The sequence below is a fragment of the Actinokineospora sp. genome, assembly GCF_050699995.1.
Lineage (GTDB): Bacteria > Actinomycetota > Actinomycetes > Mycobacteriales > Pseudonocardiaceae > Actinokineospora.
Genome location: NZ_JBOHGC010000098.1, coordinates 25,217 through 41,165 on the forward strand (window position 1 = coordinate 25,217; position 15,949 = coordinate 41,165).

At 69.4% G+C, this 15,949-nt stretch carries 14 protein-coding genes and 2 pseudogenes; 7 read left to right on the top strand and 9 right to left on the bottom strand.

From position 1 onward, the window contains the following. Positions 1–39: 39 nt before the first annotated feature. A complete protein-coding gene (gene folE / locus ACRDSQ_RS05800; RefSeq protein WP_431419444.1) occupies positions 40–663 on the bottom strand; it encodes a GTP cyclohydrolase I FolE in 624 nt (207 codons plus the stop codon). Next, entirely contained in the window at positions 660–1,097 is a 438-nt protein-coding gene (locus ACRDSQ_RS05805) for a hypothetical protein (protein WP_431419446.1), read from the bottom strand. Before ACRDSQ_RS05805 ends, folE begins: the two co-directional genes overlap by 4 nt. Before the next feature lie 78 nt (positions 1,098–1,175). On the opposite strand from ACRDSQ_RS05805, the gene ACRDSQ_RS05810 reads away from it, so the two are divergent. The 5 genes and pseudogenes from ACRDSQ_RS05810 to ACRDSQ_RS05830 form a co-directional block, all read left to right on the top strand. Continuing rightward, on the top strand, positions 1,176–1,859 hold the full coding sequence (locus ACRDSQ_RS05810; RefSeq protein ID WP_431419448.1) for a helix-turn-helix transcriptional regulator: 684 nt from the start codon (positions 1,176–1,178) through the stop codon (positions 1,857–1,859). 188 nt (positions 1,860–2,047) lie between these two features. Next, positions 2,048–2,848: a tryptophan synthase subunit alpha gene (gene trpA / locus ACRDSQ_RS05815; protein ID WP_431419450.1), complete on the top strand. Its 801-nt coding sequence runs from the start codon at positions 2,048–2,050 to the stop codon at positions 2,846–2,848. Continuing rightward, positions 2,826–3,551 (top strand): GntR family transcriptional regulator, encoded by a 726-nt coding sequence (locus ACRDSQ_RS05820; protein ID WP_431419452.1) that lies wholly within the window; start codon positions 2,826–2,828, stop codon positions 3,549–3,551. The genes trpA and ACRDSQ_RS05820 overlap by 23 nt, the downstream gene beginning before the upstream one ends. Positions 3,552–3,741: 190 nt before the next feature. Continuing rightward, a complete protein-coding gene (locus ACRDSQ_RS05825; RefSeq protein WP_431419454.1) occupies positions 3,742–4,668 on the top strand; it encodes an anti-sigma factor RsbA family regulatory protein in 927 nt (308 codons plus the stop codon). A gap of 28 nt (positions 4,669–4,696) precedes the next feature. Further along, positions 4,697–5,771, top strand: a pseudogene (locus ACRDSQ_RS05830) (aminotransferase class V-fold PLP-dependent enzyme); the annotation flags it as partial. On the opposite strand, the gene ACRDSQ_RS05835 reads toward ACRDSQ_RS05830, so the two are convergent. Together ACRDSQ_RS05835 and ACRDSQ_RS05840 are read right to left on the bottom strand one after the other, a co-directional pair. Continuing rightward, positions 5,731–6,777: a sugar phosphate isomerase/epimerase family protein gene (locus tag ACRDSQ_RS05835; RefSeq protein WP_431419456.1), complete on the bottom strand. Its 1,047-nt coding sequence runs from the start codon at positions 6,775–6,777 to the stop codon at positions 5,731–5,733. The pseudogene ACRDSQ_RS05830 and the gene ACRDSQ_RS05835 sit on opposite strands and share 41 nt — an antisense overlap. Beyond that, positions 6,774–7,730, bottom strand: a pseudogene (locus ACRDSQ_RS05840) (alkaline phosphatase family protein); the annotation flags it as partial. The gene ACRDSQ_RS05835 and the pseudogene ACRDSQ_RS05840, both read right to left, overlap by 4 nt. A gap of 143 nt (positions 7,731–7,873) precedes the next feature. Between ACRDSQ_RS05840 and ACRDSQ_RS05845 the strand changes: the two are divergent. Together ACRDSQ_RS05845 and ACRDSQ_RS05850 are read left to right on the top strand one after the other, a co-directional pair. Then, positions 7,874–8,347 carry a hypothetical protein gene (locus ACRDSQ_RS05845; protein WP_431419458.1) on the top strand — a complete coding sequence of 158 codons (474 nt, stop codon included), beginning with the start codon at positions 7,874–7,876 and terminating at the stop codon, positions 8,345–8,347. Between the two features lie 323 nt (positions 8,348–8,670). Beyond that, positions 8,671–9,444 carry a nuclear transport factor 2 family protein gene (locus ACRDSQ_RS05850; RefSeq protein ID WP_431419460.1) on the top strand — a complete coding sequence of 258 codons (774 nt, stop codon included), beginning with the start codon at positions 8,671–8,673 and terminating at the stop codon, positions 9,442–9,444. 57 nt (positions 9,445–9,501) lie between these two features. Here ACRDSQ_RS05850 and ACRDSQ_RS05855 read toward each other — a convergent pair whose 3' ends face one another. The 5 genes from ACRDSQ_RS05855 to ACRDSQ_RS05875 all read right to left on the bottom strand — a co-directional run. Continuing rightward, complete coding sequence (locus ACRDSQ_RS05855; RefSeq protein ID WP_431419462.1) at positions 9,502–12,057, bottom strand: phosphocholine-specific phospholipase C; 2,556 nt, start codon at positions 12,055–12,057, stop codon at positions 9,502–9,504. Between the two features lie 40 nt (positions 12,058–12,097). Next, positions 12,098–13,339: a haloacid dehalogenase-like hydrolase gene (locus ACRDSQ_RS05860; protein WP_431419463.1), complete on the bottom strand. Its 1,242-nt coding sequence runs from the start codon at positions 13,337–13,339 to the stop codon at positions 12,098–12,100. Positions 13,340–13,480: 141 nt separating this feature from the next. Next, entirely contained in the window at positions 13,481–14,188 is a 708-nt protein-coding gene (locus ACRDSQ_RS05865) for a FadR/GntR family transcriptional regulator (RefSeq protein WP_431419465.1), read from the bottom strand. Positions 14,189–14,196: 8 nt separating this feature from the next. Further along, a complete protein-coding gene (locus ACRDSQ_RS05870; protein ID WP_431419467.1) occupies positions 14,197–14,961 on the bottom strand; it encodes a 3-oxoacyl-ACP reductase in 765 nt (254 codons plus the stop codon). A gap of 6 nt (positions 14,962–14,967) precedes the next feature. Then, the coding region (locus ACRDSQ_RS05875; RefSeq protein ID WP_431419468.1) for an aldehyde dehydrogenase family protein at positions 14,968–15,949 on the bottom strand (982 nt) is incomplete at its 5' end.

The following is a 15,949-nucleotide window of genomic DNA, read 5'->3' on the forward strand; positions in this document are numbered from 1 at the left end:
GACCATGCCGCCCGCCCGCTGTGGTAGACCGCGCTAGTGCTAGCCGTTGACGCCGGCGAGGGCGAAGAACTCCTGGCGAGAGCGGGCATCCTCGCGCAGCGCGCCCTGCAGGGCCGACGTCACGGTCCGAGCACCGGCCGCACGCACCCCGCGCAGGGACATGCACTGGTGCTCGGCCTCGATCACCACACCCACGCCCTTGGGCTCCAGGTGATGCTGGAGCCAGTCCGCGACCTGCTTGGTCAGGCGTTCCTGCACTTGCAGGTCACGAGCGAACAGTTCGACGACTCTGGCCAGCTTGGACAGGCCGAGGATGCGTTCACCGGGTAGATAGCCGACGTGGGCGACGCCTTGGAAGGGCAGCAAATGGTGCCGGCACAGCGAGTGCACTGGGATGGCCTTGGCGAGCACCAGTTCGTCGTATCCCTCGTCGTTGGGGAACGTCGTCAGGTTGAACTCGCGTGGGGTCAGCAGCTCGGCGTACGCGTGGGCGACGCGCCTCGGCGTGTCCGCCAAGTGCTCGGCTGCCGGGTCCCGACCCAAGGCGACCAGGAGATCGGACACCGCCCGCTGAGCGGCGGGCAGGTCGATGCCTTCGCGTCCGTGGACCACCCGACGCCGACGGTGCTCGTCGAGTTGATCGGTCAGTTCGGGGAGGCTCATGCGGTCCGCCCTCGGTGCGCGGGCGTGTAGCGGACCGCGAGGCGGGACAGGGCGACCGCCCCGACGAACAGGCCGAAGTCGCGCAAGGCGATGTCGTAGAAACCAGGGAACGACACCAGGTTCACGATGATCCCCGCCAGCCAGGCCGCCACAAGCAGGCCGCCGAACCTGGGGGCCACGGCGACCACGATGCCCGCGAGGATCTCGACCACCCCGACGCCGTACATCGCCTGCTGAGCCGTGCCGGGAACGATGCCGTCGATCCATGGCGCCAGGTAGCGCGGCCAGTCGACGAGCAGGTTCAGGAACTTGTCGAGCCCGAACAGGATGGGCGCGACGGTGAAGACCGTGCGCAGCAACAAGAACGACTGATAGCCGGGGTCCGACAGCACGCCGGGACCCTCGGTCGCGGCGGCAGGCGTTTCGGTGGCCATGACTCCTCCTTCTATCGACAACTCGTGTTAACGTTAGAGCGTGGCCAGCAATTTAGTCAATATGGATTGGTTTTAGAAATGGGAGAGTCCTGGGACGCCCGGGTGTCAGCCGTGGCCGCACTCGACGAGCCCACCCGCCGACGGCTCTACGACTTCGTCGCGCGCCAGGCGGCGCCGGTCAGCCGGGACGAGGCAGCGGCGGCCGCGGACCTGGCTCGCACCACGGCGGCGTTCCATCTCGACAAGCTGGCCGAGGAAGGCCTGCTCGAGGTGGTGCACGAACGTCGCACCGGCCGCAGCGGGCCCGGGGCCGGCCGGCCGTCGAAGCTCTACCGGCGCTCAGGCAGGCAGATCGACGTCTCGCTGCCGGACCGGCGGTACGAACTGGCCGGACACCTGCTCGCCGCCGCCCTGCAAGAGGCGGACGGCACGGGCGAGTCACCGCGAAGCGTGCTCGCCAAACGGGCCCGCGAACTCGGCCACGACCTCGGCGAGACGGCGCGGGCCGCCGAGCCCGAGGGCAGCCGCGACGCGGTGCTGCGGGTGCTGGAGTCGTACGGCTTCGAACCTCGGGCCGCGGACACCGCGATAGTCCTCGGCAACTGCCCGTTCCATAGCCTGGCCAAGCGGCACACGGAACTGGTGTGCGGCATGAACGTCTGCCTGATCGACGGACTCCTGCACGGGCTCGCCGTCACGGACCTGACCGCCGGCCTGCACCCCGAGCCGGACCACTGCTGCGTGCGCGTCGACCCCGCCTAATTAGGCGCAATGCCGGTCGCTTATGCCTCAGGGGGTGCGCACGATCACGGAGGTTTCCGTGTCCACGCCCGGCACCACGACGGTCTCGCACGGAACGCCGGTGACCTCGCAGCGGAGGAGGCCTCGGCCGCTGTGTCCGTTCACCAACACGACTTCCGCGCTCTCCCAACCGCACTCATGAGGGCGTCATGACCACGCTCGAAGACCGGCTCCGGTCCGCACGCGCCCAGGGGCGCAAGCTGCTCGTCCCCTACGTCACCGGCGACATCACCGACGACTGGACCCGCTACCTCACCGCCTACCAGGACGCGGGGGCCGACGCGGTCGAGATCGGGCTGCCGTTCTCCGACCCGATGCTCGACGGCGGCACCATCCAGGAAGCCTCGGATCGCGCGCTCGCGGGCGGGGCAACGGCCGACCGGATCCTCGCCGATCTTGCCGAGACCGACCTGACCATCCCGCGCGTCGTCATGACGTATACGAATCTCGTGCTGCGCCAAGGAGTCGAGACCTTCTGCGGCAAGCTGCGCGACGCGGGCGTGGCCGGACTCATCGTGCCGGACCTCCCGCTCGGCGAGGTAGGTGGACTCGAGCGCGCCGCCGCGGCGTCCGGAGTGGACTTGGTGCTCCTCGCGGCGCCGTCCACCGCACCGGAGCGGCTGCGCGAGATCGGCGAGCGCAGCCGGGGTTTCGTCTACGCCGTCAGCGTGATGGGCACGACCGGCGAGCGGGACCAGTTCGCGGAGTCCGGGCTCGCCCTCGCCCGGACGCTCAAGGCCGTGACCGACCGGCCGGTGTTGCTAGGCTTCGGCGTCTCGCGCCCCGATCACGCGGTGCGGGCAGGCCGCGCGGGCGACGGCGTGGTCGTCGCGTCGGCGCTGATGCGCCGGGTGCTCGACGGCGCGGGTCCGGCCGAGGTGGGCGCGCAAGTGCACGCCATGCGCACCGAACTCGACCGGAGTGCCGATGAACCAACAGGCTCCACGTGAACCCAAGTACCACGCGATCGCGGCCGACCTGGCCGCGAAGATCCGCTCGGGCGCGTACCGGCCGGGCCAGGCGCTGCCGTCGCAGCGGGACCTGAGCGCGGCCTACGGCGTCACGATGATGACGTTGCGGCAGGCACTTCGGGTGGTCGAGGACGACGGCCTGGTGTCCCAGCAGCCTGGGCGGGGAACCTTCGTCACCGAGCCGCGTGCGGCCTACCAGCTCGACTCGCTGCGCGGTCTCGCGGAGGACCTGCGCGAGCAGGGTCACACGGTGCGAACCGAGGCCCGGGCGCCCGCCGAACTCGGCGCGGGCCGCGCCCTGCGGATCGAACGGGTCCGGCTCCTCGGGGACCGGCCCGCGGTGCACCAGGTGTCCTGGGTTCGGCAGCCCTATGGGTCGTTGGTTCGCGGAGTCGACTTCACCCAGGTTTCGCTCTATGCGGCGCTTTCCGAGCACGACGTGGTCGTGCACCGGGCGACCGAGCGGTTGCGGCCCGCCGTCCTCGACACCGAGATCGCCGCCCTGCTGGGACAGCCCGAGGGTGTGCCGGTGTTCGTCAGCGACCGGGTCACGTATGGGATGGACGGTGACCCGGTTGTCGTCGACCAGGCGACCATCCTCGGTGACGCCATGGAAGTCCGGGCCGAACGCGCGGCCACGGGCCTGTCTTTGCGGTGGACGAGCAACGTCGAACACGGGTGACCGCGGCGCTGCCAGTCAATGATCGACCAACCACGCGCACGGCCAAGAATACGCCAACCACCTGCGAGGCGACTTGACCGTGCCGACCCGATTGGTTAGACAACTCGGGAGACGTTTGCGGGGGCATCGCGGCGGGGTACAGATCGGACCATGGCCTCAACGGTCGAGCGATGGAGGTCAGACGAGGTCGATGACCGCTTCCGAGGGATTTGCGCATCCCGCACTCTTCTACCGCGGTGCCGACGAGTACCTCGACGGGACGCTGCCCTTCATCCGAGCGGCGCGGGCCGCGGGCGAGCCGGTCGCCGTGGCCGTGCCCGGCCCCAACCTCAAGCTGCTGCGCGACGCGCTGGGCGCGGACGCCGACGAGGTGCGGATGCTCGACATGACCGAGGCGGGCCGCAACCCCGGCCGCATCATCGCCACCGTGCTGCGGGCCTTCGCCGACAGCCACCCCGACCGGCCGGTGCGCATCATCGGCGAACCGATCTGGGCGGACCGCTCCGACCTTGAGTACCCGGCCTGCGCCCAGCACGAAGCGCTGATCAACCTGGCCTTCACCGGCCGGGACGCGACCATCCTGTGCCCCTACGACACTGAACAGCTCGCCCCCTGGGTGATCGCCGACGCCGAGGCCACCCACCCGGTCCTGATCGACGCCGGTGGCACCCGGGCGAGCACGCGGTACGCGCCCCTCGACATCGTCGACCGGTACAACCAGCCGCTGCCCGAGTTCGACCAGCCGGTCGAGATCCTGGTCGAGGGACCCGACCTGACCGGCGCCCGCATCCTCACCCGCGAGCACGCGGGCCGCGCGGGAGTGCGGGCAGAACGCGTCCCGGACGTCGAACTCGTGGTCACCGAACTGGCCACCAACAGCCTCCTCCACGGCGGCGGCACCGCGCGGATCCGGCTGGGCGCCAGCGGGCGCCACTTCGTCTGCGAAGTCCGCGACACCGGCCGCCTCACCGACCCGCTCGCGGGCAGGCACCCGTCGCTGCCGGGGCAGTCGGGCGGCCGCGGCCTCCTGCTCGTCCACCACGTCAGCGACCTGGTCCGCACCCGGACCGAGGTCTCGGCCACCACCATCCAGGCATACTTCCGAGTCGGCGCGTGATCGCCGCGGCCTGCGGTTGGGTGGTGCCATGGACCGCCGCGCGACCGATCCGCTGACCGAGTACCTCGCCGAGTTCGACGAACCCACCGGCTACGTCGACTTCGCCCGGTTCGGGCCACCCGGCCACTCGGTGGTCGCCACCTCCGAGTCGCTGCTGCGGCGCGCGGCGCAGGCCGGACCCGACACGGTGGACGAGCTGATGGGCGAGGAACACCAGGCGAAGGCGGCGGCGGCCCGACTGTGCGGCACCAGCCGACCAGGTGGTGCTCGTGCCGAACACCAGCCTCGGCTTGGTCCAGGCGGCGTTCGGGTGCCGTGGGGAGGTCCTGGTGCCCGCGAGCGACTTTCCGTCCAACACCTATCCGTGGGCGCGGGCTCAGGACGTGGGTCGGGTTCAGGTCGACTGGCTTCCCGGAACCGTTACACCACAAGGGGTCGCTGAGGCGCTGACGGCGCGCACCACGGCGGTGACGGTCAGCGCTGTCGACTTTCGGACCGGGTACCGCATGGACTTGGCCGTGTTGCGTGACATCGTGGGCGATCGGCTGTTGATTGTGGACGGTATTCAGGGCTTTGGGGCGGTCTCCTCGGCTTGGTCGGCGGCGGATGTGCTTGTCGTTGGTGGGCAGAAGTGGTTGCGGGCGGGGTGGGGAACCGGGTTCGCGGTGTTGTCGGATCGGGCGCTTGATCGGTTGGAGCCGTTGGTGTCGAGTTGGACTGGAGCGGTTGAGCCGACGTTGTTCGACGATCGGCTGCATTCGGCTGCCGAGGGTGCTGCTCGGTGGAACATCACCAACTTGAGCCCAGTTACTTCGGGGGCGTTGGCTCGGGCGCTTGAGTTGGTGGAAAGTGTTGGGGTTGCGGCTATCGAGTCTCGGATCATGGCGTGTGTCGGGGCGCTGGCGGAGGTTGTCCAGTCGGCGGGTGGGCGGGTTCGCGCTCAGGGGGCGAACATTCTGACGTTTGCCACCGGGGATGTTCAGGGGGCTGGTGCTGCCTTGCGTGATGCTGGGGTTGCGGTGACTGTTCGTGGGGATCATGTTCGGCTTTCGCCGCACGCTTCTACGAGTCTGGAGACTGTGTCGGCTGTTCGTGCTGCGCTTGCTTAAGGCTGGTGCTGAAGGCTGCGTCGAAGGCTGCGGTGGGTGGGTCGAAGACCAGGTTTCGTACGTACGTCACCGCTTCCTGCGCGCCCCTTAGTCGGTCCATGCCCGCGTCCTCCCATTCCACTGAGATCGGGCCGCGATAGCCGATGGTGTTGAGGGCTCGGAAGCAGTCTTCCCAAGGCACGTCACCATGTCCGGTGGAGACGAAGTCCCAGCCTCGGCGGGGGTGGCCCCATGGCAGGTGGGAGCCGAGCCTGCCGTTGCGGCCGTCGAAGCGTTTGCGGGTGTCCTTGCAGTCGACGTGATAGATGCGGTCGGCGAAGTCGAGGATGAAAGCGACCGGGTCGAGGTCCTGCCAGACGAAGTGCGACGGGTCCCAGTTCAGACCGAAGGCCTCGCGGTCGCCGACCGCGGCCATGGCGCGTTTCGTGGTCCAGTAGTCGTAGGCGATTTCCGAGGGGTGGACTTCGTGGGCGAAGCGGACGCCCACTTCGTCGAAGACGTCCAGGATGGGGTTCCATCGGCGGGCGAAGTCGGCGTAGCCGTCTTCGATCACGGACTCCGGGACTGGCGGGAACATCGCGACGTACTTCCAGATTTTCGAGCCGGTGAAACCGACAACGGTGTCCACCCCGAGTTTGGCCGCCGCCCTGGCTGCGTTGGCCATGTCTGCGGCGGCGCGTTGGCGGACGCCCTCCGGGTCCCCGTCGCCCCAGATGTGGGTGGGGAGGATTCCCTGGTGGCGGAAGTCGATCGGGTCGTCGCAGATGGCCTGGCCGACCAGGTGGTTGGAGATCGCGAAGACCTTGAGACCGTGGCGGTCGAGTTGGGCGAGTTTGGCCTCGACGTAACCGTCCTCGCCGACCGCGCGGTCGACCTCGAAGTGGTCGCCGGAGCAGGCGATCTCCACACCGTCGTACCCCCACTTCGCCGCGAGTGCGCACACCTCGTCGAAGGGGAGGTCGGCCCACTGGCCGGTGAACAGGGTGATCGGGCGGCTCATCGGGCGAACTCCTTCACGGGAATGCCTTGCAGGGACAGCAAAAGGTGACGGACATCGGTGGCATCGATCCGGCCGTCGCGTTCGACGGCGGCGGGGACGACCGGGTCGGAACACAACAGCACCGGCCCCTCCGACGGGTTGTCGGGCAGCCTGCCGTGCGTGCCGCGCACACACGACGGGTCGAGGGGGACGGCCTTCATCGTGTACCGCAGGCCCAGTTTCTTGCGGGCCAGCGTCACCCCGGCCTTCGCCTTGACGAACGAGTCCGCTGGGTCGAAGAAGAGCTCAGCCGGGTCGTAGCCGGGTTTGCGGTGGATGTCGACGCCGCGGGCGAAGTCCGGAGCCCGGTTGTCGTCGTTCCAGTAGTAGTAGGTGAACCACGCGCCCGGCTCGGCGATGGCGACGAGTTCGCCGGACCGCTCGTAGTCGAGCCCGATGCCCGCCTGCGCCTCGCGGTCGAACACGGTGTCGACGCCGGGCAGTTCGCCGAGGATCGCCCGCACCCGCGGCACGTCGGCCGGGTCGGCCACGTACACGTGCGCGAGTTGGTGGTCGGCGACGGCGAACGCCCGCGAGGTCCACGGGTCGAGGTATTCCATGCCCGCCTGGGGGTAGACCTGCAGCAGGCCCTCGGCTCGCAACTCCCGGTTGATGTCCACGGGTTTGCGCGCCGGGGTGATGCCGTACTCGGACAGCGCGACGACCGTGGCGCCCGCCGCCTCGGCGTCGGCGAGCAGTGGGGCGATCGCGGCGTCGACGTCGCGGGCCGCGGCGACCGCCTGCGGCGAGTGGGGGCCGAACCGCTGCAGGTCGTAGTCGAGGTGTGGGACATAGACCAGCAGCAGGTCGGGCCGGTCCTCGGCGAGGATCTTCCGGGCCGCGCCGACGATCCACCGGCTCGACACGATCGACGCCGTCGGACCCCAGTACTGGAACAGCGGGAACGCACCTGACCGCGCGCGTCGGTTGTCGACGTGATCCGCCCGCCCAGGTCATAGGCCGTGGTGGAGCGACCCGCGTCAGGGTCGACGGTCGCCGTCTGCGCGGAGCGTTCTCTTAGGACAGTCCCGACCCGTCCACGAGAGAGCGAAACGACATGAGCACCCAGACCTGGCGGCGCGGCGCGGCGGCCGTGGTCGCGGCCATCGCCACGATCACGTTCGCGACTCCGGCGCACGCCGTCGGGCCCGATGTCGCCGACGCGGTCGAAGTCTTCGAGCGCGACGTGTTCGAGATCGTCGGCTCGACGCTGCGAAACCCGACCGCCGCGACCGATCCCGCAGCCCGGCTGTTCAGCAACAGCGGTGTGTCCCTGGAGCGGACGTGGGGGCAGTGGTCGGCCGCCGCGGCGACCTCCGTCGTGCGGAGCACAGGTGGGCGCACGGCCCGCACCGATGTGCGGCTCGGCTTCACCGGACTCGTCCCGAACGGGGTGTACTCGGTGTTCTGGGGCACCCTGACACCCGACTCCGAAAACCCCCTCTGCCCGGGCGTCGAGCGGGACCTTGGCGCTGCCCAGTGTCGACCCCGCCCAAACACCCGACGCCTCGTCGTTCATCGCGGCCGGTGACGGCACGGCGGCGTTCCGCGGCAAGCTCGACGGATCGCTGCTGGACTCGGCGGCGCAGGTGTTCTTCAGCCTGGTCTACCACTTCGACGGCAAAGACCTACGGCCCACTGCCCAACGCGGGCGAATTCCAGACCCAGGGCGAGACCCTGCCGCAGCAGCTTCGGCGAGGACGCGATGCGCCACCTCCTCATCCTGCAGAAGTGGTGACCGGGTATTTCGGTCCTAGTGAGGGGCCGCCGAACGGCGAAGTATTCCGGTGGCCTGTGCTGCCGGGCCGAAGCGGCCGAGCGACAAGCGCAGGCCGGCGACCGTAGGAGTTTTCCATGGCAGACCTGAAGATCAGCGGAATGGAGCGGACCGGTGAGGTCCGCCAGTTCCGGGACCACGGCAAGATGGTGTTGGGCACGGCAGGCGGCATGACCCTCGGCAAGGGCATGTTCGAGCCGGGCTGGCGCTGGTCGGAGGACGTGAAACCCTTGGCGGGCACCGACTCCTGTCAGGTGCACCACCTCGGCTACATCCAGTCCGGCGCCATGGCCATCCGGCTCGACGACGGCCGCGAGTTCGAGGTGCACGCCGACGACCTCGTCGACATCCCGCCGGGACACGACGCGTGGGTGATCGGTGACGAGACGTGCGTGATGCTCGACGCCTCGCCGGAGGCCACCGGATACGCGACCGGAGCCGCCCAGCGCGTGGCGCCCTACGCCGACGACAACGTCGCGGCCGTGCGCGCGGGCTATGCGGCGTTCAACAGCGGGGACATCCCGACCCTGATGTCGATCCTCGCCAAGGACTGCGTGCAGCACGTGCCGGGCAACAGCCAGTTGGCGGGTGAGTACAAGGGCGTCGACGCGGTGCTCGGCTACTACGGCAAGCTCGGCGAGCTGACCGACGGCACCTTCCGGGTCGACCTCATCGAGGTCCACAGCGACGGCAAGAGCCACGTCTGCGCCATCCACCAGGTGACCGCGACCCGCAATGGCGTCACCCGGGTCAGCCGTGGGTCGCTCCTGTTCACCTTCTACGGCGGCCACGCCACGGACCTGCTGGAACTGCACGGCGACCAGGCCGGTGACGACGCGTTCTTCTCCTGAGACCCATTTGAAAGCGGGCCCGTCCGACACCGGTCGGACGGGCCCGCCTCCACCGCGTCAGTATCCGAGCGGGAACAGTTCGGCCGCCGAGGCCCACGGACCGCGGCCACCCGCCTCGGTGAGCACCCGCACCCGCACATAGCGGGCCGCGGTCGGCCAGAAGCGGACGGTCTTGGTCGTCGCGTCGTCGGCGAAGGTGCCCGATGAGACCCTGGACCACGTGGTCCCGTCGGTGCCGAGGTCGATCTCGTAGCCGCCGAAACGCCCGTTCGCGCCGCCGTCCTGGCGGGGCACGTAGGTCAGACCGATGACGGTCCGCGCGCTGCCGAGGTCCAGCCGGATCTCGTGGGGCGGCTGCGCGGGCGAGGTCGACCACCGGGTGTGCCAGATCGTCGACGTGGTGCCGTCGACGGCATTGCGGGCCGCCCCGTTCTCGGCCGTCGTCTCCTCACTGCTGACAAAGGACACCACAGTGGACAGTCGACCGGAACCCATCACCGGGTCGCTCTTGCTCGCCGCACCCGTCTCCATGTGCCCCGCGAAGCGCCGCAGGAAGCCGTCTTTGGTGTCCGCGGTCGCCGTCAGGTCGTACCAGTGGTGGGTTCCGGTCACGGTGAAGTAGTCCTCGACCACCGCGTTCACCGCGACCGGATAGGTCCACGGCCCGCCCGAGCGGTTGCCGACGGCGACCTTGACCACGCAGGCCGCCGACCCGGTGTTGGTCATCCTCAGGTACACCCGTCCCTCGGAAGGCGCGTAGCGCAAGGTGACCTCCGGGTTGGCGTTGCCCGAAGAGGTCGCGGTGACCCGGTTGCCCGCGAACCGCCGGACGAAGCCGTTCGGGCCGTACGCGGTGAGGTCGTAGGCCCCGGTGGGCGCCCCGGAGGAGAACGTGTCGGACAGCGTCTTGCCCGCCTCGACGGTGTACCGCCAGGGCCCGTCGGTGCGGAACTGGTTGGCGTAGACGGAGAAGTGCGCGCCCGCGGCCCCACTGTTCACGAAGTCGAAGGCCACCGAGCCCGCGGTCACGGTCGAGTTGACCGCGAGGGTGTACGGCAGCGGCCGGGCGGGGCGCACACCAGGCTCCTGCAGCGGGAACGCCTGCGTCGACGGCGGCGTGCGGAACGTGCCGCGAGGCCCGCTGGACGTCGCGGGCACCGGCAGCGTCGGATACGTGGGCACAGCGGTGTCCAAGTCCAAAGTGGACGTCAGGTCACCGCACACCGCCCGCCGCCACGGGGTGATGTTCGGCTCGGCCACGCCGGTGACCCGCTCCAGGAACTTGAGCACGGAAGTGTGGTCGAACACCTCGGAACACACATAACCACCGCGGCTCCACGGCGAGACGACGATCATCGGCACCCGTGCGCCGAGGCCGATCGGGGCGCCGGAGACGATCTCGTCGGCGAACGCCACTGTCGACTTTCCGTCCGAGCCGTCGCCGACCACCGGCGGCGCGGGCGCGGGCGCGTGGTCGAAGAAACCGTCGTTCTCGTCGTAGTTCAGGATGAAGACGGTCTTGTTCCACGTGGTCTGGTTCGACGCGAGGACGTCGAGCAGCTTGCTGGTGAGCACCGCGCCGTTGGCCGGGCCGTTGGTCGAGTGTTCGCTCTCGGCGGTGTTGGGCACGAGCCAGGACACCGCGGGCAGCGTGCCGCGGTCGACATCGGCCTTGAACGCGGCGAGCAGGCCGTCGCTGCGTTCACGCCGCAGCGCCCCGTCGTAGAGCGCGCGCTCGGCCGGTGTCAGGGTTGCCACGCCTTCGGCGAGTTGGGCCAGCATGGTGTTCTGCGTGGTGCTCGACGCCCCGCGCAGCGCGTCGTAGAACGCCTCCACCTTGTTGTACTCGGTCTTGGCCAATGCCTTCAGCGCGACGTCCACAAAGGTCTTGAAGTACTCCAGGGGGTTGTCGGTGAAGTTGTCCCACTCCTGGTAGACCCGCCAGGAGACCCCGGCCGTCCGCAGCCGTTCGGCGTAGGTGCTCCACGTGTAGCCGGTGTGGTTCGCGTTGCCGTACGGCGCGTTGCCGATCGCCCGCGAGGTCGAGCCGGGTTCGTACCCGATCATTCCGCTGAACAGGTGGTTGCGGTTGGGGTTGGTCGGGCCCATCTCCGAGCAGTGGTAAGCGTCGCAGATAGTGAACGCCTCGGAGAGCGCGTAGTAGAACGCCAGGTGCTCACGCCGGTAGCCCGACATCGTGTTGGTCTTCTTGTGCTTCACCCAGTCGTCGTTGCGGCCCTTGTTCCACGCGGCGTGGCCGTCCGACCAGTCGTGCGGCGTTCCGGCCATGTGGTAGTCGCTGACCGCGTACGGCAGCACGTATCCGTTCGGGTGGCCCACCTTCAGGTCGGTCGTGACCGTGGCGGGCTGATGGAACACCGACCGGCCGGTCGAGAGCCGCAGGGCGTTCGGGTCGTTGAAGCCGCGGACACCGCGCAGGGAACCGTAATAGTGGTCGAACGAGCGGTTCTCCTGCATGAGGATCACCACGTGTTCGACCAGTTCGAGCCCGCCGGTCGGCGCGGCGGCGGCCATCGCGGTGCGCACACTCAGCGGCAACAGGGAGAACGTCGCCGCGCCCGCACCCAGTCCTAGGAAACTACGACGATCCATGATCTTCCTTACTGCAGGGGGGACAAGGAAGAATCCGTCCTCAGTGGACGGTGTCGAGCTGGTCGGGAATCACGTGTCCGGCGTCGTCGACAGCCGGAACCGGGCTGCCCTCGGCGTCGGTCGCACCCGTTGTGGCGCAGGGATAGGGCTTGGCCTGCGCCGGTTTGGGCTGGATGAACATCGGGTTGACGATCCAGCGGCCGTCGAGGTCGTGGTAGGCGTGGCACATCAGTTCGGTCTTGTTCCGGTTGATCGCCAGGCGCAGCGCGGTGGCGTCGCGGACGAACGTCAGGTCGGTGGTGGAGTCGCCCGCGGCGAACACGGGACGCTTGCCCTCAGCCTGCCGCTCGAACGCCTTGGCGCCGCGCACCCCGTAGATCTCCTGGTTCACCCAGCACCGCTTGCCGTCGATATAGGTGATCACGCTGTCCGCGCCGTCGGGCACGTCGCCGCACCCGATCAGCCGAGGGGTGAGCACGCCCGCCTTCCTGACCGAGCGGATGCCGACGACCCGGTTCGCCGCGACGCCGACGCCCGCGGCCCAGACCTCGACCACGTCCTGCGGTGAGGCGGACACGACCCAGATGTCGAAACCGTTGCGCCGCAGCGTCTTGAGCAGGTCCCGCTGCTGGTCGTAGTAGCGCACCCAGCCCGTGACCCGCTGGGTGCCGACGAGCTGGGTGGCCCCCACCGGAGCCGCCAGGTTCTCCCGCCGGGCGGCGGCCGCAAAGCCGCGAACCTCGGCGGGCGTCCACCCGGCGAGCAGCTGCGGAAGCCAGGCGTAGGTCGACTCCATCCGGCGGTGGTCGTAGCCGGCGAACGCGGACGCGCCCGTCGTGGTCGCGGCGGTGGCGTAGACGCTCAGGATCTCGTCGGCACACCGGGTATCGGTGCTGGTCGGCAACGGCTTGCCAGCCGCAACCGCTGTGCCGCAAGCGTTTTGCAGGGCGGTCGCGGCATCGGGCGTGAGGTGGCGGCTGGAGTCGGCCCAGTCGGCGGGCCGGCGCACGACGTCGTTGCGCAGCGCCCAGAACAGCGTGGCGTCGCCGACGTCGTTGCGGATCACGGTGTTGTCCCAGTCGAACACGGGACGCGGCCCCGGACGCCCCGCGCAGCGGCCGTGTTCGGCGATCATGGCGTCGAGCCGCTGCCGGTTCTCGCCGTGCCAGACCTGACCCGGGTCGAGGGCGACGCAGTCAGCGGCGGCCGCCGACGGGGTCGGCGCCCAGCTCAGCACACCGATCACGACGGCGGCGATGGGGATGAGGAGCGGTACTCGCATGAGCAGTCCTTCCAGGGCTTAATGGATCAAACTTGACCCATTAGATTCACCTGGACAGGAAGCTTGACGCACAAAGATGCGCGAGTCAAGCGTCAAATAGACGAAAACCAACCATTACGCGCAACTTTGCGCAGGCGACACTCAGCGGAGGAAACCGCGCAACAGAGACGCGGTGCCCTCGGTGTGCTCGGCCATCGCCGTGCGCGCCGTCGCCGGGTCGCCGCCGAGGATGGCGTCGACGATCGTCGCGTGCTGGGTGTTGGAGTGGTCCAGGTTCGGCTGCAGCAGGGGGATCCGGTCGAGCAGCGCGTCGACCCGCATCCGCACGTCGGCCACCGCGCTGGTGAGCGACGTCGAGCCGCTGGACTCCGCGATCGCCAGGTGCAGCCGGGCATCGCGGCGGCGGTAGTCGTCCAGGCCCGCCGTCGAGGCCTCCGTGAGCGCGTCCTTGAGGTGGCGGCGTTCGTCCGGGGTGAGCGAGCGCATCGCCGCCTGCTCGGCGGTCCCGGTCTCGAGCACGTGCCGCAGGCAGAGCACGTCCTCCAGCTCCTGGGCGTCGATGATCCCGTCGCCGGCGGGCTTCGTGGGCAGCACCGCGTTGACGAAGGTGCCGCCGTAGCGGCCGCGGCGCGACTCGACATATCCGGCGTCGGACAGCGCGCGGATCGCCTCGCGCACGGTCACCCGGCTGACGCCAAGGCGTTCGGACAGCTCGCGCTCGGGCGGGAGGCGGCCGCCTGCCTCGACGACGCCGAGGCGGACGGCCTGGAGCAGGCGCTCCACGGTCTCTTCGAACGCGTTCCCCGCACGGACCGGTCGGAAGAGTGCCGCACTCGCCTGCACACTCATCTGCTCTCCTACACCGGGGTCACGTATGCGCCTGAGATCCCACCATCCACAAGGAACTGGGACGCGGTGATGAACGACGCGTCGTCACTGGCTAGGAATGCTACCGCAGCGGCGATCTCCTCGGGTTCGGCGAAGCGCCCGACCGGCACGTGGACGAGCCTGCGCGCGGCCCGTTCCGGGTCCTTGGCGAACAGCTCCCGCAGCAGCGGGGTGTTCACCGGTCCCGGGCACAGCGCGTTGACCCGGATGCCCTCGCGGGCGAACTGCACACCCAACTCACGGCTCATCGCCAGCACCCCGCCCTTGGACGCCGTGTAGGAGATCTGCGAGGTCGCCGCACCCATCACGGCCACGAACGACGCCGTGTTGACGATCGACCCCTTCCCCTGGCGCCGCATGTGCGGGATCGCGTACTTGCAGCACAGATACACCGACGTCAGGTTGACCTGCTGGACCCGCTGCCAGGCATCGAGCCCGGTGGTGAGGATCGAGTCGTCGTCGGGTGGTGAGATCCCGGCGTTGTTGAACGCCACGTCCACGGACCCGAACTCGGCGACGGCGGTGTCGAACAGCGAACGCACCTGCTCCTCGTCGGTCACGTCCGTGTGCACGAACAGGCCGCCGACCTCGTCGGCCACCGCCTTGCCCGCCGCGTCGGACACATCCGCCACCACGATCGTGGCGCCCTCGGCGGCCAAGCGGTGTGCCGTGGCCAGCCCCACGCCGCTCGCGCCGCCGGTGATGACCGCCACCCTGCCCTCGAAACGTCGCATAGCCGATCATCCCTCCGTGTCGATGAAGACGTTCTTGGTCTCGGTGAACGCCGCGAGGGCGTCCGGGCCGAGTTCCCGGCCGAGGCCGGACTGCTTGAAGCCGCCGAACGGTGTCCAGTACCGCACCGACGAATGCGAGTTGACCGACAGGTTCCCGGCCTCGACCCCGCGTGACACCCGCAGCGCACGGCCGACGTCTCGGGTCCAGATCGAGGCGGACAGGCCGTAGTCGGTGTCGTTGGCCATGGCGATCGCACCGGCCTCGTCGGTGAACGGGAGCACCGCGACGACCGGCCCGAAGATCTCGTCCGCGGCCAGCGGGTCGCGGATGTCCGACGGGGTGACCACGGTCGGCGGGAACCAGTACCCCGGCCCGTCGGGAGCCTGTCCCTGGAAGGCGATCGGGGTGCCCTCGGGCAGGTACGAGCGCACTTTCTGGCGGTGGGCGTGGGAGATCAGCGGGCCCATCTCGGTCTTCTCAAGGCTGGGGTCACCGACCACCACACCGCGCACGGCGGGTTCGAGCAGCTCCATGAACCGGTCATAGACCGATTTCTGCACCAGGATCCGCGAGCGGGCGCAGCAGTCCTGCCCCGCGTTGTCGAACACGCCGTACGGCGCCGCCGCGGCGGCCTTCTCCAGGTCGGCGTCGGCGAAGACGATGTTCGCGTTCTTCCCCCCGAGTTCCAGGGTCACCCGCTTCACCTGGTCCGCGCAGCCCGCCATGATCTGCTTGCCGACCCCGGTCGACCCGGTGAAGACCACCTTGCGCACCAACGGATGCGTCACGAACCGCTGCCCCACCACCGAACCCTTCCCCGGCAGCACCTGGAACACGTCCTGCGGGATACCGGCCTGGTACGCCAACTCCGCCAACCGCAACGCCGTCAGCGGCGTCAGCTCGGCGGGCTTGAGCACGACCGTGTTGCCCGCCGCCAACGCGGGCGCGAAACCCCACGACGCGATCGGCATCGGGAAGTTCCACGGC